The 22,584-nt window shown below is 42.2% G+C and carries 16 protein-coding genes; 13 read left to right on the forward strand and 3 right to left on the reverse strand.

What is annotated here, in order from left to right; genetic code table 11:
- Positions 1-151 precede the first annotated feature (151 nt).
- The 4 genes from NSU15_RS03460 (at position 152) to NSU15_RS03475 (ending at position 6,501) form a co-directional block, all read left to right on the forward strand.
- Complete coding sequence (locus tag NSU15_RS03460; RefSeq protein ID WP_339289194.1) at positions 152-2,341, forward strand: AAA family ATPase; 2,190 nt, start codon at positions 152-154, stop codon at positions 2,339-2,341.
- Positions 2,313-4,727: a restriction endonuclease-like protein gene (locus NSU15_RS03465; RefSeq protein ID WP_339289195.1), complete on the forward strand. Its 2,415-nt coding sequence runs from the start codon at positions 2,313-2,315 to the stop codon at positions 4,725-4,727. The genes NSU15_RS03460 and NSU15_RS03465 overlap by 29 nt, the downstream gene beginning before the upstream one ends.
- A 348-nt stretch (positions 4,728-5,075) precedes the next feature.
- Positions 5,076-5,654: a sigma-70 family RNA polymerase sigma factor gene (locus NSU15_RS03470; RefSeq protein ID WP_052404147.1), complete on the forward strand. Its 579-nt coding sequence runs from the start codon at positions 5,076-5,078 to the stop codon at positions 5,652-5,654.
- Positions 5,647-6,501: a hypothetical protein gene (locus NSU15_RS03475; RefSeq protein WP_339289197.1), complete on the forward strand. Its 855-nt coding sequence runs from the start codon at positions 5,647-5,649 to the stop codon at positions 6,499-6,501. The genes NSU15_RS03470 and NSU15_RS03475 overlap by 8 nt, the downstream gene beginning before the upstream one ends.
- 73 nt (positions 6,502-6,574) lie before the next feature.
- Here NSU15_RS03475 and NSU15_RS03480 read toward each other — a convergent pair whose 3' ends face one another.
- Positions 6,575-7,114 carry a helix-turn-helix transcriptional regulator gene (locus NSU15_RS03480; protein WP_339289199.1) on the reverse strand — a complete coding sequence of 180 codons (540 nt, stop codon included), beginning with the start codon at positions 7,112-7,114 and terminating at the stop codon, positions 6,575-6,577.
- 46 nt (positions 7,115-7,160) lie between these two features.
- On the reverse strand, positions 7,161-8,348 hold the full coding sequence (locus NSU15_RS03485; RefSeq protein ID WP_339289200.1) for an ABC transporter permease: 1,188 nt from the start codon (positions 8,346-8,348) through the stop codon (positions 7,161-7,163).
- Between the two features lie 218 nt (positions 8,349-8,566).
- Between NSU15_RS03485 and NSU15_RS03490 the strand changes: the two genes are divergently transcribed.
- The 4 genes from NSU15_RS03490 (at position 8,567) to NSU15_RS03505 (ending at position 13,991) form a co-directional block, all read left to right on the forward strand.
- On the forward strand, positions 8,567-9,688 hold the full coding sequence (locus tag NSU15_RS03490; protein ID WP_339289201.1) for an FAD-binding oxidoreductase: 1,122 nt from the start codon (positions 8,567-8,569) through the stop codon (positions 9,686-9,688).
- A 158-nt stretch (positions 9,689-9,846) separates the two neighbouring features.
- Positions 9,847-11,013: a DUF4317 domain-containing protein gene (locus tag NSU15_RS03495; protein ID WP_076120134.1), complete on the forward strand. Its 1,167-nt coding sequence runs from the start codon at positions 9,847-9,849 to the stop codon at positions 11,011-11,013.
- Between the two features lie 462 nt (positions 11,014-11,475).
- The gene (locus NSU15_RS03500; RefSeq protein ID WP_339289204.1) at positions 11,476-13,395 is read left to right on the forward strand and encodes a hypothetical protein; all 1,920 of its coding nucleotides are present in this window, start codon (positions 11,476-11,478) and stop codon (positions 13,393-13,395) included.
- Between the two features lie 239 nt (positions 13,396-13,634).
- Positions 13,635-13,991 (forward strand): hypothetical protein, encoded by a 357-nt coding sequence (locus tag NSU15_RS03505; RefSeq protein ID WP_339289205.1) that lies wholly within the window; start codon positions 13,635-13,637, stop codon positions 13,989-13,991.
- A 17-nt stretch (positions 13,992-14,008) separates the two neighbouring features.
- Here NSU15_RS03505 and NSU15_RS03510 read toward each other — a convergent pair whose 3' ends face one another.
- Positions 14,009-14,950 (reverse strand): AraC family transcriptional regulator, encoded by a 942-nt coding sequence (locus tag NSU15_RS03510; protein ID WP_076120131.1) that lies wholly within the window; start codon positions 14,948-14,950, stop codon positions 14,009-14,011.
- A gap of 456 nt (positions 14,951-15,406) precedes the next feature.
- Here NSU15_RS03510 and NSU15_RS03515 point away from each other — a divergent pair, with 456 nt between their 5' ends.
- The 5 genes from NSU15_RS03515 to NSU15_RS03535 all read left to right on the forward strand — a co-directional run bounded on the left by NSU15_RS03515 (position 15,407) and on the right by NSU15_RS03535 (position 22,516).
- The gene (locus NSU15_RS03515; protein ID WP_339289207.1) at positions 15,407-16,426 is read left to right on the forward strand and encodes a glycoside hydrolase family 88 protein; all 1,020 of its coding nucleotides are present in this window, start codon (positions 15,407-15,409) and stop codon (positions 16,424-16,426) included.
- Between the two features lie 12 nt (positions 16,427-16,438).
- Positions 16,439-18,601, forward strand: a complete 2,163-nt coding sequence (gnpA, locus tag NSU15_RS03520; RefSeq protein ID WP_339289208.1) for a 1,3-beta-galactosyl-N-acetylhexosamine phosphorylase — start codon at positions 16,439-16,441, stop codon at positions 18,599-18,601.
- Between the two features lie 270 nt (positions 18,602-18,871).
- Complete coding sequence (locus NSU15_RS03525) at positions 18,872-19,759, forward strand: hypothetical protein (protein ID WP_339289209.1); 888 nt, start codon at positions 18,872-18,874, stop codon at positions 19,757-19,759.
- 175 nt (positions 19,760-19,934) lie between these two features.
- Positions 19,935-21,545, forward strand: a complete 1,611-nt coding sequence (locus NSU15_RS03530; RefSeq protein WP_339289210.1) for a Na/Pi cotransporter family protein — start codon at positions 19,935-19,937, stop codon at positions 21,543-21,545.
- Between the two features lie 209 nt (positions 21,546-21,754).
- Positions 21,755-22,516, forward strand: coding sequence for a hypothetical protein (locus NSU15_RS03535; protein WP_339289211.1), 762 nt, complete (start codon positions 21,755-21,757; stop codon positions 22,514-22,516).
- The last annotated feature ends 68 nt before the right edge of the window (positions 22,517-22,584 follow it).

Here is a 22,584-nt window from a genome sequence, read left to right on the forward strand (position 1 = left end):
ATTTCTGCGGCGCAGATACAAAAGATTTATGAGCATCTAGTTCAGACAAATGTCCGATACCAAAATTTTTAAGATTCATGTAAAGAGAACAAAGAGGAAGAACTAGAAGCATCAGTAAGTAACTATCATTGTATTAAGGGAGTTAACAGAAATGATCAAACAAGTAAGAAGCTGGTGGAAGGACGCAGAAATCCCTAACTTAATAGCCAGAAAGAAAGTCGACTTCTCTCTCTTTTATGAAGGTACACATATTCCAGTTGAGTTTCACCCGGATTTCTTGGAAGCAAACGGAGGGGAATTACCGAAAAGAGGGGAAAGTCGAACAGTAAAAATGATGTATAAAGATCAAAGCTATGATGCTATTTTGATTAAAATTGATCAAGTATCTGCTAGTCGGGAAGCTCTTCAACTCCGTTATAACGGAAATCAAACGTTGAAGAATTTGTTAATTGAAACCTTCTCGCATTCATATTCCTACATTATGCAAAAGAGAACGAACCAACAAGCAGATGATGCGAAGAGACCTCAGGTTGTTGTTCCTGAAGATCAAGCTGAATACATAGATTTCTTTGCCACAGGAGTTCCTTTCGAATACCGTTTAGAGTTTATAACGTTTAAGTCGAAGCCTAATGTTTGGTGGGTGAATCAGGGAACGACTATTCAAGCGGAGAAGGAGGAGGGGATTCTGTGGGCGCCCCTACTGAATTCGCAAGGCCGAAAGCTATATCATTGGGAGACGATGAAGGATGTTAAACAAGGAGATATCATCCTCCATTATTCAAATAAAGCTATTCGTTATGTAAGCCAGGTAACAGATGCTGCGGTGGAAGCACCCAAGCCAGGCTCTATGGCCAATACGAACTGGCAAGAGGATGGCCGTTTGGTTCGAACAGAGTATGTGGAACTCATTCCGCCCATTATGCTACAACAGTTTAATCAGCAAATTATGCAAGTGAGCTTAACCCAAGGTCCGCTTCATTCTGGAGGCGGAGTTAATCAAGGATATTTGTTTCGCTTTTCAAGACAAGGACTTCAAGTGCTTCAATCGCTAACTCCAGAGGTCACTTGGCCTGATTTTACCATTCTAGATCAAGATGAGGCCGCCTCCAATACGGAGAGCCCGCATGAGGTGATTCCTATTCTACCACCATCAGATTTTAGTATTACAACATTGCTCCACCAAATCCAATCCCATATCCGCCGCAAAGGCTTCTTCTTCCCTGAGCACCTTATCGAGAATTTTTACCTCTCGCTAAAGACTAAGCCTTTTGTCATTCTGGCAGGCATATCGGGAACAGGGAAAACTCGTTTGGTGAAGCTGTTTGCAGAGGCTCTTGGTGCAACGGGGAATAACGGCCAGTTTACCTTGATCCCAGTGCGGCCAGATTGGAGTGATCCTGCGGATCTGCTGGGGTACAAAGATCTTTCGGGCAGGTTCAAACCGGGTCCGCTCACGGAAGTATTAGTAGAAGCGCGGAATCCGGAGAATCAGCATAAGCCATATTTTATCTGCATGGATGAGATGAATTTGGCTCGGGTAGAGCATTATTTCAGTGACCTGCTAAGTGTGCTGGAAACACAGGACTGGCAGGAGGGGAAGATCCAGACACAGGATCTCATATCTTCTACCATGCTGGATACGTCTGAGGATCAAGTGAAGTTTGGCAGCCTTGGTATCCCAGAGAATGTGTTCTTAATCGGGACCGTGAACATGGACGAAACGACACATCCTTTTAGCAAAAAGGTACTGGATCGAGCCAACACACTAGAATTTAATTACATTAATCTGCAGCAGTATCCGGATTTTGATAATCAGGTAGAGAACAATGATAGTTCTGACGCCAGCAAACTAAATCATTTATTTCTTCGTTCTGATTATTTGCAGCTAGTGGATGCCTATGATACCAACAAAGAGCTTGTTGTACGGACGACAGAGAGATTGGTTAAGATCAATGCCTTGCTTGAGGATATCCACGCTCATGTAGGTTTTCGGGTACGTGATGCGATTTGCTTCTATATGATCTATAACGAACGGTACAAGCTGATGAGTGAGGAAGAAGCTTTTGACTGGCAACTGCTGCAAAAGATACTGCCGCGTATTCAAGGGAGCCATTCTTCGGTTCGCCGGGCATTGTTGAACTTGATGAAAGGGGCTCTTGGTACCGGATCTGGTGTTACAGTAGACTTCCAAGCTTTTATGGATGATGCTTCTCCACTATACCTGAAATGGGCTGCCGGCCAAACTCCACCTACGGCCAAACATCCACAAAGTGCTCGGAAATTGGCTTTTATGCTTAGGAGGTTAGAGGAAGATGGATTTACCTCTTACTGGCTCTCTTAATCAGACGGTAGAATTGCTCCGTGTAGAAACGGAGCTTTTTACGCTTTTTCTTCAAGGACGGCCTTATCATCCTACTGTGGAGACATTGCAGCTTCATCGTTCTTCAGGTCAGGAATGGGTGAGTGCGCAGCTAGGGCTTGATTGCTCCGAACGGCTTGGTAATGTTCAGATTAAAGTCTTTTCCCCTGAAGCCCATGGGATGGTGGACTGGCAGCAGAGGGAGTCTGTTTTTCCTTGTTTTTATGAGACACAGTCGTATGAGCTGGTGATTCAGAAGAAGACCGCGGCTAACCTATCTTTTTATCATGAAAATGTGCTACTTCGGCAGGCAATTAGGCCTCTAGGTGAGACTATTTTTGCGGGTGTTCTGAACTTTGGGAATGAGGTAGGTTTGACGGAGTGGGAGATTCGTAGTTCAGGACAGGCTTTGCTGCGGGTAGAGATGGAGATCTTCCCCTCTAAAATGGATTACAAGCTAGATTACCAGAATATTTTGAATGAAGTGAATGAGCAGATTTATAATTTGGCGTTTGATTTTTTGCGCAAAACCTACCAACTAACAGGCTTGCGGGAGACGCAGCATCAGAGCCTGACGGAGTTTTTCACCATATTACAGCATGTCTTTAGACAGCTCTTGGATGCCGTTGAGCGGATTAACAAGAATCCCCATTACGCTCTGCTCCAGGACCGCCGACTAGTCGACGCCAATCGGGTCAAAAAGGCCGGAAGAGAGAACATTCGCGAGCTCGCGAAGCATCCTGAACGATTAAGAGAAGACATGAACCATGGATTCTTGAAAATCGGCAGTCGAAATTACACAGCCACACATTTAATGGAGACACGAAGACGCCTCGCCTATGATACTAATGAGAACCGGTTCATCCGCTGGATGCTGGAACGCATTCATGGAAAGCTGAAAGAGCTCAAGAGTCGCTGGAAGATTAAAAACCGAACCCCAGATCCATTACTAATAAAAAGGATAGACACCATGCTCACTCAGCTAGAGCGGGTGCTCAAGATGGATTTTTTGCGTGAGGCTGGAGTGCTGAAGCAGATGTCCGTTACGCTGGTGCTGCAGATGGCCCCTGGGTACCGCGAGGTCTACCGCTGTTATCTCATGCTGCTCAAAGGCTTGTCGATCCAAGGCGATCTGCTGCGCCTATCCATGAAGGATGTTGCTCAGCTCTATGAGTATTGGTGTTTCTTGAAGCTGAACCAACTCCTGGGTCAGAAGTATAAGCTGGTGAAGCAGGATATCATTAAGGTGAATTGGAACGGCATTTTTGTTACGCTTGACCGCTCGCAGAGCGCTAATATGGTGTACGAGAATCCGGTTAACGGGGAGCAGTTCATCCTGTATTATAATACGATTCCTGGCTCGGATAAGACACCGACGCTCAATCAGCGTCCGGATAATGTACTGACACTGAAGAAGAAGGATGCTGGCAAAATCAAAGAGTATAAGTATGTCTTCGATGCAAAGTACCGGTTAAATCCTGCTTATGAGGGGACTTCCTATCATCAGAAATATGGACAACCTGGACCGGAAGAGGATGACATTAACACGATGCACCGCTATCGGGACGCCATAGTATATCAGGAGAAAGACTCGGGGGAATACGAACGAAGCATGTTTGGCGCCTATGTGTTATTTCCCTACCCGGATGAGGAGCGGTATAAGACCCACCAATTCTACAAAAGCATCGAGCTATTGAATATTGGCGCTTTGCCATTCCTACCGAATTCTACAAGCTTGGTGGAGCAATTCTTAGATGAGATTATTCAGGATAGTCCGGAAAAAGCTTACGAGCGTTCCACCCGTCCACGCGGTACGAAAGAATACTATGCCAACCAACTCGCGGGTAAAAATGTTCTTGTCGGCTCTGTTCGTGGCCCCAAACAAGTGGAGGTGGCCAGGCAGCATTCTTTTTACCATGTACCTGTGGAGAACCTTGCAAGCCAGAAGATAATAACCCAAATCGAATATGTAGCGATGTGCCAATCCCGCAAAAAATTTATTAATCCTGCAAAAACGGGCATTCATTGGGTAGGTAAAGTGGCTGATTGGGAGGTACTGCGGCGTAAGGAGATTAAGGAGGTTCCTTGTCGCCCAGGTACTGAAGAGGATCTTTATGTACGATTTACGGTTGAGGAATGGAAAGCAATTACGTCTCCTATCATGCTAGGTGGTCAAAGAATACAAACGGTGCTCTATACGAGTAAATATATTCTGGATCGCGCCTTAGAGATTGCGGAGCTTCGCTTAGAAACGGAGAAAGATCTTCGTGAATGGCGTGAGAAACGCCGAAAGGGCAGAGTGAAGGTGAAGGTGGATCATGACCAGTATGTGGACTTAGGGAAGGTTGTTGAAGTTCGGAATATTTAAAGCTATTGAAAATGAAGTAAGATTATTGTCCTGCCATTTATCAAGCATCCCGCTGGATAATGGCAGGATTTTTAAATTGGGCAAATATAAAACATTCTGTTAATAGACGGTACTTGGAATGAACATGTTATGATAACAGTTTCCCCTACACATATATCCACCCCGCAACTCAAGTATCGCCGCTTTCGCAGACTGTGATCTTTCACCCTTTTCCCTCTATCCCACAATCATCAAAATATTTGTTAATGGTTTGGGCTTTTCTACGTATTAACTTATGTAAGTTTCTTCACAACAAATTGCGCAATTTGTTTAGCTTTTCGATGAAGGTGAGGTGGAAGGAGGGTGAAGATGGAAGTTATCCAGGGTACTGCGGACCGTTACAAGAATATCGAAAGATCACGTGGTGCCATGATGTCAAAAGAGGAATTTACCCGGATGTACGATACGTACTACAAACGTGTTTACAAATATATTAGTTATCGTATTAATAATCACCACGTGTCGGAGGACATTTGCAGTCAGGTGTTTGAGACGGTGATGTGTAAGTATTACAGCTTTTCAGAAGAAAAATCGAATTTTGAGGTTTGGTTGTTTGCCATTGTAAGGAACGCTGTGACGGATTACTTCCGGGGGCAGAAGAAAAGAAGCTATACCTCACTAGATTCTTTGCTGGAGCTCATATTTCCCAAGCCGTCTCCGGAGGAACTGGCGATTCGTGAGGATAATAATCAAGCACTGTTTAAGGCGCTCTCCAAGCTGCGTGAGAAGGAACGTAATATCATTGCAATGAAATATGGGGCTGGGCTGAAAAATTCCGAAGTCGCACAGATCATGGGCGTCAGTGAGTCAAACATTGGTGTCGTATTGCATAGAAGTCTGAAGAAACTGCATATTTCCTTAAAAGCAGGAGGATTCAACCATGAATAAGAAAAATGATGATCTCACAAAATTCAGCAAAACCATAGAGCTGCTTGAGAATGTTGAACAGGATAACACAGCCGCCAAAGAAAGAATTTATAACCGTTTAGTATACAAGCTGGACCACGGAGCTCTTGAACCCAAATCAGAGAAAAAGGACGGGATAACGATGAAAAAAAGCAGCTGGAGAAATGCAATAGTGATTGGTAGTGCAGTCATTTGTTTGGGTGGCGCATTCTCTGCAACCTCCTATGCACAAGATATGTTCCAATCGATCATGGCAAAGTTTGAAGTGGGAAATCTCGAAATCACGCAATACGATAAGGAAATTCCTTCGGCTGCACAGTCAATGACTCCATCTGAAGAGGGGAAAGGCGGGGAGAATGTTGCCATTGAATTGCCGATTGCAGCCAAGTTAACCCTGGATGAAGCACGTGCAGAGCTTGGAATGAACTTCCCGGCACCAACCTGGATGGCAGACTATGAGTTTGTGAATGTTGTTCTTCAGGGGACCAGCATGGTTGAAGTGCAGTATAACTCCGGGGATAAAGCTGTTAATTTCCTAATCTCCAAGGGCTGCGACAATGGGATCAGCACTACGGAAGAAGTGAAAACAGAAGTAATCAACGGAACTAAGGTTTATTTTGCAAATGGAATTGTAATTTGGGAAAAAGATGGCTTTACCGTTGAACTTTACGCTCAAGAAGACTTTGACAAAGCCACACTTGGAAAGATCATCGACAGTTTTAGCATCGGTGCTCCTGTACAGTCCTTAGGGACTGAAGAAGTGAATGAGAATTTGCAAAAGAATGAAGGGGGAGTTGCAGGTCCGGCTCCGGTTGTAGATTCAAAATAAATGACCTACTTAGGGTAGAGATGCCATAGATACATATAAAGAAGACGCTAGGGGATTACCCTGAGCGTCTTCTTTATATGGTTTTCGTTTTCAGCTTTTCTAAAAGAACTTTCCACCAGTGAATAGATTGCTCTAGTTGAGAATCGTAGTAGCTTTCCATGAAATCTACGACTTCACGAGAGGAGCTTTTCACATCTATTTGATGGTAAATTTGATTTAAATGATCTTTTTTTATCAGTGACTGTTCAATTTTCTTCTCGATGATAGGGATCACTTTATCAGTCTCTACAAAACGAAGATTCACAAGAGCGACAATCATCTCTGAAATAGATTCTGCATTTTCTATTACCTTATAAATTTTGAGCGGGAGTTCTTTACGCCCTTTATCAGTAATGGAAAACACCTGTTTGTCTGGGCGATGTTCTTCTTTGATAATCTCTACCTGTTCAACTAAGCCCTGTTTCGAAAGAGATTCAAAGTGATAATATAGCTTGCTTTCAGATAGATTGAGCAATTTATCAAAAGGAATAGGGGTGGATAGTTCTTTTTTTAATTTATAAGGATAATTATTTTCATCCATTAACTTACTTAAGATATAAATTTGAATTGACATCACAGAACCCACTCCTAATTGTTGGCTAAACTCTATCTTACCAAACCTAGGCGGTTATTTCAGCTGTATTTTTAACTTCAACGGGCAGTATAGCTTCTTTAGTCACAGGTACAGGCTTATGAACAAACCGGACGATTACAATGTTAATCAACATTGCCCCGGCAAATACGCCCGCTAATCCCCATAAGAAGGGTGCTGGACTAATTGAACCAAACATTTGTGCCAAATAAGCTTGTACAGAATAATACATTGGTGTGATGCGGCCGAACCAATCGTATGGTGTATACATCATATCACGAGGCATGGTAGCACCATTGGCGATGGTTTGCATGAGCAGGATTGGAATATTTAAGATCATACCGCCTTCGCCAACTAGGAAGACCATAATCGCACATACATTAAATGCAGCCATATACATTAGAATTTGCTGAGCAGCAACTGGTAATAGTAAGGATAGGTCGACATCTGCAATAGAAAATGCAATGGCTAAAGCGGCGACTGTCGATAATACAGCGATTAATAAAGCTGTGAATTGAACGAACATAAACAGTTTCGTCTTGCTTGCTTTCCCACGGTTCGCTTTAAATGAAGCAACCAATTGCATGGAGGCAATCATTGCCCCAACATAACCAGCCATAGTTAAGAACATCGGTAGCATGTTGTTGTGCATACCGTTCGGAACGTCATTGATGACAACATAATTCCCGACATAACTATTTTCAATTTGTGCAGCCATTGCGGTGGCTTGTTCTTCTGGTACGTTAAAGTTCATTAACACACCTTTTGCGGTTTGCTCTGAGAAGTTGGCGCTTAATTGTTTGTTAATCTCTCCTACAACGGAAGACATCGCTGAAGATACCATGGTGGCAGAAGCCTCGTTGACTGTGAAATCAATACTTGCGGATACCTTACCGCTTTGAACGTTGGCGGAGAATGCTTCTGGAATATGAACAACTAGAGCTAACTTATTATACTCTAATTCATCCATCGCTTCTTTATTAGATACATCGGTTTTTATCGTTTTGAATGGTAAGCTCTCCGATAACTGACCCGAAATCTGAGCCCCGTATTGACCTGCATCATCATTGATGATAGCAACTTTTAAATCATCCATGTTCCCTGGAAGTGCTGTATACCCTGGTAAGAAAATACCAAGCATAGCAATGGCATAGAACACACCCATAAAAATAGAACCGATGGCCCCTTTGGATTTCAAAAACTGTGAAAACTTCAACTGTATACCTTCTTTCTTTTGAATAACACTTTTATTCTAGTACTTCAATTAAAGTACTTTTAACTGAGTGAGGTTTATAGTACGATAATTCATTAGAAATGTCAAATTTAAGATACAATGGGTAAGTAGTGAATGAATTATCATTCTTGTTGTTACATTGATACATAGTAGATGTGTTAATGTATTGATTAAAAGTGATAACTGAAAGGATTTCAGACATGAAAAAGGTTATTGTAATTGGTGCAGGGATATTAGGGGCTTCAGCGGCATATCAGATCAGTAAGTTAGGTGCTGAGGTCATCATTATAGATCGTAAAGATGTTGGACAAGCAACGGATGCAGCAGCAGGGATAATTTGTCCATGGTTGTCTCAACGCAGAAACAAAGCATGGTATCGTCTTGCTAAAGCGGGAGCAAGCTTTTATCCAGCACTTATTCAAGAGCTTCAAGAGGCTGGAGAAACCGAGACTGGATACGCAAAAGTAGGAGCGATCTGTATTCATGATGATTTGAAAAAGTTAATCGCGATGAAAGAAAGAGCGGAACTGCGCAGAGAGGACGCTCCTGAAATAGGGGAACTTACGATGCTGACGGATCTTGAAGCGCAAGAGAAGTTTCCATTATTATCGGAAGGCTATCATGCGCTTCATGTATCGGGTGCAGCAAGAGTGGACGGACGTGAATTACGTGATGCTTTGCTAAGAGCGGCACAGCGTAACGGTGCGCAAATGATTGAGGGAGATGCCATTTTAGAGCATGATGATCATGAAATTAAAGGGGTTAGTGTAGGAGAACAGACATTCACAGCGGATGAAGTGATTGTGTGTGCAGGGGCTTGGTCCAACGCTTTGCTTCATCCGCTTGGGATTATGCTCCAAGTACGTTATCAAAAAGCTCAAATTATGCACTTGAAGCTTGCTCAAGGGACAAATACAGAGCAATGGCCTGTGGTAATGCCGCCTACAGATCAATATATCCTTGCATTTGCGGATCAAAATATCGTGGCAGGTGCTACTCATGAAAATGATGTAGTAGGTTATGATACGGCTGTAACCGCAGGTGGCATGCAAGAGATTTTAAATAAAGGGCTTCAAACGGCTTCTGGTCTTGCAGATTGCAGCCTAAAGGAGATAAGAGTAGGGTTCCGTCCATTTACAGCAGATTTTCTTCCCGTGTTAGGCAGGGTTCAAGGCTGGAATAAACTAATTGTTGCTAATGGACTAGGGTCATCCGGATTAACGATGGGACCCTTTCTTGGTGAGCAGCTGGCCAAGCTAGCCATGAATCAACAGGTAGATATTCCCCTTGAAGACTATGCATTAGAGCATGCGATTAATTGATTAGAACGAGCACGTATGGAGGGGAAGTCCAAACATTCGCCGCAGTCACGCACTTACCTTAATAGAGCAATCTTAAGTTCAACTAATATAGCGAAGGTTTTTTTTATCCTTTATACTGAAAAGACCAATTTATCTTCCTAGGAGTTGTCTAACGAACCATGATAAAGAAAGAAGTCGCGCATATACGCAAGCAATTTAAGCTAGATCATGATTTAATGAATATTTACGATATTCTCAACGTGTATATTATGAAGGAAAGCAACGAGATCTATCATTGGGAGCGCCTACCATTTGGAATGGTGGACAGAGAAAAGCAGGAGCTTTATATGGGCAATTTCAAAAAACTGCTGACAGGCGAGTTAGATCAGAAGCTGTTCGAGTTGAAGTTTCAGGCGGAAGCGGAGGAACCAGCGCAGGTGATGCTTCACCAAGCTTTGGTGACAGGGGATCCAGATGAATGGCAGGACCTGATGCTGCTGCTCGTGGACAGAATGATGGCGGATACTCATTATGAACGCGATACGGTGATCACCTTCGTTCGTGGACAGTATTATCGCCCGACTAAAGATAGAAACGATGAAGCCGAGGAAAGTGAGAAAAACGAACTATTCGCGCATCCGTTTATTCTATGCAGCGTGAATTCCACGGAGAAGCAGCGGAAAGCTCTCTTATTTGATTATGTGGAGCGGGAATTCAAGTACAATGTCATTGTAGATCCGATCGTCAAGCTAAGTACACCGGAGCAGGGCTTCTTTTACCCGAGTGTGACGGACAATTATTCCGATGTGAACCGCATTCTGTATTGTACAGGTAAATCGAACTTCCCGGATCCGCATTTCGTCGGAGAGGTCTTGAATGCCGAAAGATCCATGACGGCACTGGAAGAGAGAGCGATATTCGAGGACATCGTGAAGGAAGTGGCGGGCGAACAGCTTGACGCAACCACCCTCGCACAGGTGTACGAGGAGATCCATCAGGTCATCGAAACCAACGACGATAAGGAAGAACCACCAAAGCTCGATTATAGAGATCTGGAACGCGTACTGACGGTAAGCGGCGTAGAGGACGTGACAACGGAAAAAGTGGAACGGGCGTTTGAAACGATCGTTGACGATAAGCATTATGAGATGAAGGCGAGTAGCGTGATGCCGAAATTCACTACCAAATCGATTAAGATCGAAACAAAGGTAGCTACGATTTCGGTCAGTCCGCAGGATTTAAAATATGTGAAACAGGTAAATCATCATGGGAGACGTTGTATCTTGATTGAGGTCGACGAAGATGCCGTGATCGAAGGATTTACACTTACTACAGAGACGCTTTAGACTCTTTTAACAGCGGGCTATCCTTAAAGTCTTTGATCAGACTTGGGATAGCCCTTTTTGTATTTGGATCAATTACGGTGCTTAAAGATATAGTTGATATATTCTTTTGCGCTAGTATTAATTTCTTCATCACTGGTATGGAGCTGTAGCCTTGAAATAGGTTGCGCATCGTTTGGATCAAACTGATTTACAGAATTGTTATCAAACTATTAAAAAAAAGTAGGGTTGTTCAAATCCCTTGGTAGAGCCAATGAAAGTGTTCCTAGTAATTTTGTAACCGCTCTCCTAAAAATGAGTTGGCATTATTTAGCATCTATTATTCCTCTGAATTGGATATTTTATTTATATATTGTTTTATTTCAATAGGATAATGTTACCTCACAGTAACACTGTTCTAGGTTGCTAGGAATATAATAAGTCTGTATTCGACACCAACCTTTATAAACCATCGGAGGAAACACAATGAAAATTAAGAAAACATTATCCGTTGCATTATGTGTAGCAGCTGTCGCATCTTTCTCATCTCTAGCAATGGCAAATCCTGTCGCAACGCCAACAAGCGCAACAGTAGCGCCATCTGTTAATCAAGTAGGACAAAAGTTTACACTAGCTGGTGTCCAAACAAATGCAAACACAGTATTGATTGCAACACAAACTACGGATATTAATTTGGATGGAGTTAAAGATACGTTATATCTCATCGGCGACAAAAATGAATCTCCTGATTTCGACAACATTAATCTCATTGTGGTAAACGGCAAAACAAACAAAGTGTTAAACGCAGGGATTAAAGACTTCGGTGGTTTGAACGCGAAAATCAGCTATGTGAGTGATTTCAATAATGACCATGCACTTGATGTGATGATTACTGCGTACTCCGGTGGCAACCAAGGTTCTACCAATGCTAGAATCGTAACTTTTAAGAATGATACCCCTTCTATTATTCTGGGCGGGGATTTGAAGGTGAAGGGCGAACGGGCACTATTCAGAACATTAGAAGCGGTTGATGTGGAAAATGATGGCGTGAACGAGCTGCTTGGAATCAGAATCCTCCATGGCGAAGCTACTTCAGTGGTAACAGGCTATGAAAAAGTATGGTTCGCATACAAAAATGGCGAATTCGCAGCTACCAAAAGTGAAACTACCAAAGAAGATCCATTCAAGCAACCTGCACTTGGTGAACTGACTGTTGGACAACCTTTCGCATTGCAAGGTGTTAAAACAACAGATAAATCGGTTCTTATCCGTAAACAAGTCAACGATGTAAACAAAGACGGTGTTAATGATAAAATCTATCTGATCGGTGACAAAGCAGATGAGCTTGGTTATGTAACCAACATCAACCTGGTGGTTGTGGATGGCAAAACAAACACCGTGAAGGATGCAAAAATCAGCGGTTTCGATGGCTATAAACCAGAAATTCAATGGATTGGTGATTTCAACGGGGACAAAGCAAATGATGTCATGTTTACAGCATTCTCCGGTGGTAACAACGGTACGACCGATGCTTACATATTGTCTTTCGCAGGTGATAAGGTACAGCCGCTTTTGAGTGTAAAGCCTGTTGTGGATGGTAAAACAGCATTTTTCAACACTTTAGAGCAAGTGGATCTTAATAAAGATGGTGTATATGATCTGGTAGGGACTAGAAAAATTCGCGGTAACGCTGAAGCTATCGTTCTTGGCGAGGAAAAAACAACCTTCACCTTCAAAGATGGTGCCTTCAAGGTTGTGGGTACAGAAACCATTAAATCCGATAGCAAGCCAGCGACTACACCAGCTACAACTACAACAAGTGAATACACCGTTGGCAAACGCTTTGAGCTTAAGGGAGTTCCAACGACAGCAAAAACAATTTTGCTAGCGAAACAAACAATGGATGTAACAGGTAATGGCGTTGCAGATAACGTATTACTGATTGGTAACAAGGATGCCGCAAATGGTGGCTTGGTTACAGATATCAACATCGTCGTTCTAGAAGGTAAAACTAAAAAAGTGATTAACAGTAATATCAAAGGCTTCGAGGGTTACCAACCAAAAATCAACTTCATTGGAGATTTTAACGGAGATAAATCTAAAGATGTCATGATTACTGTATACTCTGGTGGTAACAGCGGCAGCACCAATGCTTACGTAGTATCCTTCAAAAACAGTAGTGTTAAAGTTCTTCTTAACGAGTACGTGAAAGTGAATGGCAAACGTTCGCTCTACAATACAATGAAGGCTTCTGATGTAGACAAAAACGGAGTCTATGAAATTGTTGCAACAAAAACGATTCACGGTGGAGCTACTTCCGTAGTAAAAGGCGAAGAAACCTCTGTTCTTGCTTACAAAAATGGAGCATTTCAAATTAAATCGACGACTGTGAAGAAATCTAAATAATCTTATAGCAAAAACTAACAATGAGAGAGTTTCCAGATAACCATAAATAAGTGGTTACTGAGGGACTCTTTTTTGTGTTTTTAGTTGGATTAACTTATGTACCTGGTGAGGACGTCTAAAACTAAACTCTCCCTTGCACAATAAGTCTACTTAAGCGATTCAAGGCGTGGGATTGGGATGAAGAGTCTGTTATACAACGTCTAGAGACCAAAGAAGAAATAGAATTCGCTTATAACTGTATGAAAAAAGAATATGATACATTCGATAAGATTTCGGTCAGCACAGGATCGATTATTTTCGAGGATTCTTTAACGTTGGATTTAGGGGGCATCACTTGCCAAATTCTCAAGGTAGGAGGGCCGCATGAAGCAGACTCTTGTGTTGTATATGTTAAAGAAGCAGAGGTTTTATTTGCAGGTGATGCACATAGTGGAGATTATTATCATGGAGAAGGTAAGATTGATCCCATAAAAATGAAGGAATATGTTGAGTTTTTAACAACTCTTTCATTTACTACGTATATCCCAGGACACGACGCTCCTATGAGCAAAGAGCAAATCATACATGTGCTAAGTAGATTTTGTGAAGTGAAGTAAACATGGACTCGCTTTCCCTATACCCACCCTGTAAACTCCAATATAGATGCTTTTGCAGATTGAGCTTCGGAATGTGCACCTTTTCGCCATTGTTTGGGTGATTCGCCCATAAGCTTCGAGAAGCATCGGTTGAAGCTGGAAATGGACTGAAATCCGACTTGTTCGGAGATGGAGAGGATGGAAGCATCCGTGCTTTTTAACTGCTTGCAGGCCTCTTCAATACGGGTACTGTTTAGAAAATCGAGAGGTGCAGTTCCCATGATCTCGTGAAACTTTCTTCGAAAATGAGTGGTGCTTAGATGACACAGATCAGCCAGGTCAGCGATGGTGATAGGTGTCATATAGTTTTTAGTGATGTATTCCAGAACCGGAGAGATGACAAAATCGCCTTTCAGGTTATGCTCTATTTCTTGTTCTGCCAAGGGTTCATTCCGGGAATGGATTCTAAGCAGTTCTATATAAAGCGATAATAATAAGCCGTAGGCACTTTCTTGATAGAAAGGATTTTTGTGCTTCAATTCCTCTACGACCGATGTCGCAAGGGTATAAACCTTGGGATGTTCCTCCTTGTTCAAAATACAGTTCATCCCCTTGATCGCCCATAAATTTGGTTCGAAGTCGCTGTAAGCGCTTTTGAATGAATGCTGAAAAAGATCCTCAGGTGAAAAGAAGATATAAGACCAAAGACTAGCCTCATTTGGCGAACTATACGTTGTGTGAGGAAGATACCTAGGGATGAAGGTTACATCTCCGGCTTTAAAAGGTACAGATTCCCCTTTGATCTCCATAATGCCGCTATCCGAATGACAAATGCCAATCTCTAAATGGTTATGAAAATGGAGATGTTCACTTTTAATATCGGAAATCTTCCAACGTTCACCGCTTAACAGTAAAATTGGGAAGTTTATCGGCAAGCTGTAGTGGCGGTATTCAATGACGGGTTTCTTTTTTCTGGGCATAATCTCAATACTCCCGTTCCGTTGATTTGTGTAGATTATAGGTGAAAGAGCTTTCAAGTTCAACTGTATAAAGAGAACTTGATATTATACAATTTGGGAAAAAAGTGGCGGAGGAGAAGTTTGGAACTGTAGGAGCGTTAGCGTCCGCCTGAAAGCTTTCCATAGGAAAGCTCGCTTCGGAAGCATAAGCAGTCTGCAGATTTCCACCGCGAAGAGCGGTATAAAATCAAGAAATCTGCAGACAACAGCGGCCGGAAGTCCAAACATTCTCTGTAGTCACGGCCAATCCCGAAATATAAGAACCACTAGTAAATGGTCGAAATTGCACAGTTTAGTTATGAATATGCTTAGAATCAGACTATTTAACTCCTTACAATGGAGTTAGTAAAGCGTTTACATAGTACGGACAGCTCTCAAGCGCCAACGAGGGCGTGTGCGAAAGAGAGGAGAATCAAGATGCTTCAATTAACTTATGACAGAGAAGAGATTCTAAGCGTCATCGACAAAGTAGTTAGAAAAACAATGACGATGGATTTAACATGGGACTGGCCTTGTGGTGTGGCTTATTATGGGGTATCCAGAGCTTATAAAACGACAGGTAATAAAGAGTATTTGGATATGCTTGTCCAGTGGGCAGATGAATATATTGAGCTGGGCCTGCCGGACTGGACGGTAAACACCTGTGCCATGGGGCATATGCTGATCACATTATATGAAGAAACAGGCAATCAGAAATATTGGGATATTGTAATGAGCAAGGTGGATTATCTGCAGAACCATGCGCTCAGATTCGGAGATCATGTGCTGCAGCATACCGTATCCGTCTCTAATGATTTTCCAGAGCAGGCATGGGCAGATACGTTGTTTATGGCGGCATTTTTTCTACTCAGAGTAGGAAGTAAATTAAACGATCAGGAAATGATCCAGGATGCCCTGAATCAATATTACTGGCATATCAAATACCTGCAAGACCCTAGCAGTGGCCTTTGGTACCATGGCTACAATAATGTGAAACAGGATCACATGTCCGGACTATATTGGGGCAGAGCAAATGCTTGGGGCGCATATACCATGTCGCAGGTCAAAATGCTTTTGAAAGACTGGTATTTGTATCCGCAATGTATGGATGTGGAGTGTTCGCTGCGCGATCAACTGGCGGCACTTAAGCTTGTGCAAACGGAGAACGGCTTGTGGCGTACCGTACTGGATGACGAAGAATCCTATGAAGAAGTGTCTGCCTCTTGCGGGATTACGGCTGCTATGATCAATAATGGCAATCCGCTGCATACCAAATATGTGCAAAAGGCTCTAAAGGGCGTCTTGAACAATATCAGCGAGGATGGACGAGTACTGGGAGTATCGGGTGGAACAGCGGTTATGAAGGATCGGGAAGGCTATCGCAATATTCCAAAAGACTGGATTCAAGGCTGGGGTCAAGGCTTAGCACTCTCTTTTCTGTCCGATATGCTTAAATAGGAGGGATCCAAGTTGTCCGAGCAAACAAGTGGGGCCTTTACACTACCGGGCGAATCCGGTTATGAGGCACTGACCTTAGAGTTAGCTGAACGTTGGGGTGCCGATGTCATCCGTGACAGTGACGGTACGCAGTTATCTGATGAGATTATCAACGCAGGATACGGCATTTATTCTACAATCTGTATCATCAGAGATCATAACGAATGGGCATCCCAGAACCCTGATAAGCTGCAGCAGAGCTTTTTAATTACCAATCCGAAGGTAGCGGTCGAAGATTATGTATCCATCTATTTGATGGAGGACTTTTTCGCTGAGCAATTTCGAGTAAATGATTCCAAAGAGGCGTTTAAGTACTGGCAGGTTTATGACCGAACTACAGGTGAAGAGATTCCAAGAGATCAGTGGAATTATGAGCGGGAATCAGGAAATGTGGTCATTACTGGCATTGCGCCTTGGCATAAGTATACTGTCAGCTTCATGGTCTACCGGATTTGGGAAGAGATCTCCATGTACAATCACACCACGAATCATTGGGAAAAAGAGCATTTGATGCAGATTGATCCCATCTATGTTGAAACGCAAAAATATTTACTCCATTGGATAGAAGATTGGTGTCATAAGCATAAGGAAACAACAGTGGTTCGGTTTACCTCACTCTTTTATAATTTCGCCTGGATCTGGGGCAGCAATGAGCGCAATCGCCATTTGTTCTCGGACTGGGGTTCATACGATTTTACGGTAAGCTCAAGAGCGCTTGATCTGTTTGCTCGGAAATATGGGTATTCGCTCACGGCCGAGGATTTTGTGAATGGTGGAAAATATCGAGTCAGTCATATCCCGGCGCAGCAGCGCAAGCTGGACTGGATGGCATTTATCAATGATTTTGTCATCGGATTTAGTAAGCAGTTAATTGATATAGTGCATAAGCACGACAAGCTGGCGTATGTTTTCTATGATGATAGTTGGGTTGGTATGGAGCCTTACAATGATCGCTTTGAGGAGTTTGGCTTCGACGGAATGATTAAATGTGTGTTCTCAGGGTTCGAGGCAAGAATGTGTTCAGGTGTAAAAGTAGATACCCATGAGATTCGGCTGCATCCCTACTTACTTCCGGTTGGATTGGGAGGGCTTCCTACTTTTATGGAGGGAGGTAACCCTACACTAGACGCCAAAAAGTATTGGATCAATATCCGGCGTGCTCTACTCAGAGAGCCTATAGATCGAATTGGATTGGGCGGTTACTTGCATCTTGTAGAGCCTTACCCGGATTTTTGTGATTACATCGAAAAGATTGCAGGTGAATTTAGAGAAATAAAAGAGCTGCATCATAAAGGCAAACCGTATCATATGAAGACTAAGGTAGCCATTCTGCACGCTTGGGGTAAATTGCGATCTTGGACCTTGTCCGGGCATTTCCATGAAACGTATATGCATGATCTGATTCATATCAATGAGGCTTTATCTGGATTGCCGATTGAAGTACAGTTTATTGATTTTGAGGATATCCGTCAGGGAATTTTAAAAGATTATGATGTAGTGATCAACGCCGGCTCTGCTGGTTCAGCATGGAGTGGTGGAGAACACTGGAGGGACAGCAAGTGCGTGGACTTACTGACAGAGTGGGTGTATGAAGGTGGTACTTTTATAGGCGTGAATCAGCCTTCGGCGCTTGAAGGGTATGACAGCTTTTTCAGAATGGCACATGTGCTCGGTGTAGATGAGGATACAGGCTCCAGAGTAGCGCATGGAAAATGGACATATGAAGTGAAGGATGAGTTTGGTTTAGTGCCTATTGGGACTACCATTAAGCCCAAAAACAACCTTAATCTTACCGATGGATCGGCAGCAGTTGTGAATGAAACGGATGGTCTAATAACACTGTCTACTCATGCTTTCGGTAAAGGAAAGGGGATCTATCTACCTTCTTTCACCTTCAGCTTTGAGAATACAAGATTGCTGCTGAATTTGATTCGTTTTGCGGGTAATGAGTTCACAGAAGCAAAGTACATTACAGATAACTTATATACAGAGTGTGCTTATTATCCGGCAAGTAAAATCCTCGTGGTGATTAACAATAGCGATGAACTTCAAAGCACTACGATTCAAACGGAGTATGGGCAACAAACCATGACATTAGATCCGTATGACACGATGATTAGAACAATTGGCGACTAGTAAAAATCGATGTAGGAACGGAAAAGCGATCCACGAGTATAAGACTTAAAAGCTCAAGCCTACGGCAGTCAGTCTGCGGATGCTTGGGCTTTTTTTTGCAGCGATAAACCATTCGCTCTTACCTACCTTAAGAAAAATTGTAACCAACGAAAAAAAACTATGCTTCCCCTCATGATAAATTGAATAAAGACTGATAAAATGAGGAATGGTTGAAAAGAGATCGGGATAACAGTGCTTTACTATATAATTTTTAAATAGACAGGTGAGGAAATGGTAGGTAACAAAGGAATAACAGATCAAATAAAAGAAGATAACTACAAAGTATTCGCTTTGCTTAGCCAGTATTTAAATCATTCACCAGACTTTATTCACGAAGATGAAATTGGAGAGATCGTAAAGTGTGGCGTAACTTATGAATACGCTTTTGGTCTACTATTGGCTTCTGCTTTTGGGATGGACACGGTTGATAATGCTGAGGATAAGGAATTGTTCAACAAATATTTTAACAATATGCTTCATAAGCTTGATGCAAATGAATTTTATGACAATCCATATTATAAGAATATCAAGATACCAACTATAAAGATTGGTAACAGTGATTTGAAATATGAAACCTATAAACCTTTTGAAGGGTTTGTATGTAACGATATCATGCAGACAGCAGAGGGAAGACAAATTCCTCAAATCGGCTTTTTTGAAACGGAATTTAGCTTTCCCGCAGTATTAGAAAACGATAGGATCTGGATGACGATTACGCCTAATGAAATAGAAACGATGAAAGAAGCAGTGGATCAAGCGTTTGGGAATGTCCTTACTTTTGGACTGGGGCTTGGCTACTATGCATATATGGTATCTGAAAGAGTTAATGTTGAAAGCATTACGGTTGTTGAAATGAATGAAGATGTCATCAAGTTGTTTAATAACTATGTATTGCCACAATTCAAAAATGCTCACAAGATTAAGATTATCAAAGCAGATGCCTTCGAATATGCTCAAAAATATATGTCTAAGGGAAACTATGATTTTGTATTTACCGATTTATGGCATGATGTTTCGGATGGAATAGACATGTATTTAAAAATGAAAAAATTCGAAAAAGAAAGCCCTGATACTGTATTTACGTATTGGATAGAACAATCTATTTTATGTTATTTATAAAAAGAAGCTCAAGCCTGCGGTTATCTGCGGATGCTTGAGCTTTTTTGCTGTGTTGCACCGATTGACCCTTGCTATATTTTGAAGTTTTGTACGGTAAACCGGGTTAGACGTCCCGAATTTAGATCATGCTATGTGTTGAATCTGTTTATTTTATACATGTGGAGGAGGCTTTCCCTTGGATTGGCAGGATTTAATATTTAAATTCGTTGGTGGACTTGGGATTTTTCTGTTTGGTATTAAATATATGTCGGACGGGCTTCAGAAATCCGCTGGGGATAAAATGCGAGGCCTGCTTGAGAAGTATACATCCAATCCGATTTTGGGTGTTCTTGTCGGTATTAGCGTAACCGTATTGATACAATCTTCTACGGGGACAACGGTTTTGGCGATCGGGCTTGTAAATGTGGGACTGATGACTTTGCGTCAAGCTATTGGTGTAGTCATGGGCGCCAATATCGGAACAACAATGACAGCGTTTATTGTAGGGATCAAGATTGAAGAGTATGCCCTTCCCATTATTGCAGTAGGTGCTTTCTTCTTGTTCTTCATTCACAAAAAGCGATACCAGTATATTGGACAGATTATCTTTGGCTTTGGTACCTTGTTCCTTGGCCTTGGTACGATGGGAGGGGGACTTAAACCACTTCGGGAATTGCCTGCATTTACAGATTTTATGATTGAGCTGTCTCACCAGCCCGTCTTAGGCTTGATTGTCGGAACGGTATTTACAATGATTGTTCAGAGTTCGAGTGCAACGATTGGTATTCTACAGACAATAGCTGACGAAGGCATGATTAGTTTGCGGGGAGCTTTACCGATCTTGTTCGGTGACAATATCGGAACAACAATAACGGCGGTGCTTGCATCGATCGGTGCGACGGTGGCTGCTAAACGTACAGCTCTCGTACACGTTATTTTTAATATTGTTGGGGCAATTCTTTTCACGATCCTGTTACCGGTCGTGTATAACATTGTCCTGTGGCTTGGAGAAGGTGTGAATATCCGTATGCAGATTGCTTATGCTCATGGTTTATTCAACGTTACAAATACATTGATCTTCCTGCCTCTTATTCCAGTGCTGGCTTGGATCGTAACAAAGGCTATTCCAGGCCAAATGCAGGAGATTCAGTTCAAGGCAATTTATCTGGATGAACGTTTTCTTGCGACACCTGCTATGGCTCTTGGACAAGCTCAGCATGAGATTGTACGGATGGGACAATATGCATACGAATCCCTTCAGGATGCAACAGGGTTCTTTTTCAATAAGGATACTAAATCTGCAGAGTTGGCACTTCAGAAGGAAGAGCTAGTAAATGAGCTGAACCGTAAAATCACCGATTATATCGTGAAAATTCACCAAAAGGGTCTTTCGCCGGGAGAATCTGAGAAGGCAACAGGCTGGTTCCAAACCGTAAGTGATCTGGAACGAATCGGCGACCACGCTGAGAATATAGTGGAACTAGGCGAATTCAGAATGACGAACAAGCTGGAGCTATCAGCCGAAGCGGCCGCTGAGCTTAAGGAAATGATTGAGGTTGCGAATCAGGCTGTGAATAAAGCACTAGTTGCTCTTGAACATAATGACAAGGATATAGCTAAAGAGGTGCTTAAACTTGAATTAAAGCTGGATGATCTGGAAATAGAGTACCGTAAGAATCATATTCAGCGTTTGCATAAGGATTTGTGCTCTGTCGGAACGGGGTCCATTTATCTTGACCTGCTGACCAATCTGGAGCGAATTGGTGATCATAGTAAGAATATTGCGCAGTTCGTTTTGCACGAGTAATAAAATGCACCTCTAAGAATAGACATTGGATAACCTCTTCTGGGTTGTCCGATAAAATTCTGAGAGGTGTTTTTTTTGTGGTCAGTAAGGGATAGAAGAAACTTGATCTTATATTGATAGATACTGAGTTTCCCTTCCATGACATACAATAACGATATTATGAAAATCGATTATTCGAAATAAGCAGACACGCAAGAGGAGGGAAAATTATGCTCTCAAAGATGACCATTCTAAATGAGGTGGGTGTTCTCATTAATACAATCGATCAATTGTATACATCCAGCATCATTAATCGCAGAGGTAAGACAGCAGATGGCCAATTCTGCACAGAAGTAATTGCTGAAGAATTGCTGAGACTGGATATAAAAAATCGACTGAAGGAGATTAATGAAGTAGTAAGAGAGAAAGGGTATCGCGTGGCAACGCATAACGGGGTTGTTACTACCGGGCATAAGGAAGAGGACTCTAATCGAAAAGAAGAGCGAGTTGCCATCCAATTATTTAACTTGAGTCAAAGTGGTACAATATTCGATCATATTGGAAGGATTATCGACTATCAGGTCCCTTTAAAAAATAGTAGGGCAGATAAAGGATTAGGCAAGATTGATTTGATTTCTTTGGTGGATGATTGTATTGTTCTGATCGAATTTAAAATTAAAGAAAATCGAGAAACCCTCTTAAGATGTGTTCTTGAAATCGCGACATATTATCAGGTGCTGTCAAAGCCCAAGTTGTTGGAGAGTTATTCAAATGATTTTGGATCACCTAATCGCATAAAGAAAGCGGTTTTGATCGTTTTAGATTCCTTACAATATAAGGAGATGTTAGAACTTCGTAATGGGGAAAGAAGGCACTTGGAAAAGCTTATGGATGCGCTGGAGGTCCAAGTGTTTTGTATGGATCCTGTAAGTTTCGAAGTGCAGACGGTGTTTATTCATGAGGGACTTTGTAATCCCAAATCCGAAGGATGAAGCTGTACGGCTTCAGATTTACCGTTGGTTTTAATAAGTATTTAGTAGACGACTTTGGTCGTCTTTTT

It is taken from the genome of Paenibacillus sp. FSL E2-0201 (genome assembly GCF_037963325.1).
Taxonomy (GTDB): Bacteria; Bacillota; Bacilli; order Paenibacillales; family Paenibacillaceae; genus Paenibacillus_AQ.

What these genes read in the sequence shown, in the direction of transcription:
- NSU15_RS03460 (WP_339289194.1), top strand. Translation starts at nt 152, where the DNA reads ATGATCAAACAAGTAAGAAGCTGGTGGAAGGACGCAGAAATCCCTAAC.
- NSU15_RS03465 (WP_339289195.1), top strand. Translation starts at nt 2,313, where the DNA reads ATGGATTTACCTCTTACTGGCTCTCTTAATCAGACGGTAGAATTGCTC.
- NSU15_RS03470 (WP_052404147.1), top strand. Translation starts at nt 5,076, where the DNA reads ATGGAAGTTATCCAGGGTACTGCGGACCGTTACAAGAATATCGAAAGA.
- NSU15_RS03475 (WP_339289197.1), top strand. Translation starts at nt 5,647, where the DNA reads ATGAATAAGAAAAATGATGATCTCACAAAATTCAGCAAAACCATAGAG.
- NSU15_RS03480 (WP_339289199.1), bottom strand. Translation starts at nt 7,114, where the DNA reads ATGTCAATTCAAATTTATATCTTAAGTAAGTTAATGGATGAAAATAAT.
- NSU15_RS03490 (WP_339289201.1), top strand. Translation starts at nt 8,567, where the DNA reads ATGAAAAAGGTTATTGTAATTGGTGCAGGGATATTAGGGGCTTCAGCG.
- NSU15_RS03495 (WP_076120134.1), top strand. Translation starts at nt 9,847, where the DNA reads ATGATAAAGAAAGAAGTCGCGCATATACGCAAGCAATTTAAGCTAGAT.
- NSU15_RS03500 (WP_339289204.1), top strand. Translation starts at nt 11,476, where the DNA reads ATGAAAATTAAGAAAACATTATCCGTTGCATTATGTGTAGCAGCTGTC.
- NSU15_RS03505 (WP_339289205.1), top strand. Translation starts at nt 13,635, where the DNA reads ATGAAAAAAGAATATGATACATTCGATAAGATTTCGGTCAGCACAGGA.
- NSU15_RS03510 (WP_076120131.1), bottom strand. Translation starts at nt 14,950, where the DNA reads ATGCCCAGAAAAAAGAAACCCGTCATTGAATACCGCCACTACAGCTTG.
- NSU15_RS03515 (WP_339289207.1), top strand. Translation starts at nt 15,407, where the DNA reads ATGCTTCAATTAACTTATGACAGAGAAGAGATTCTAAGCGTCATCGAC.
- NSU15_RS03525 (WP_339289209.1), top strand. Translation starts at nt 18,872, where the DNA reads ATGGTAGGTAACAAAGGAATAACAGATCAAATAAAAGAAGATAACTAC.
- NSU15_RS03535 (WP_339289211.1), top strand. Translation starts at nt 21,755, where the DNA reads ATGCTCTCAAAGATGACCATTCTAAATGAGGTGGGTGTTCTCATTAAT.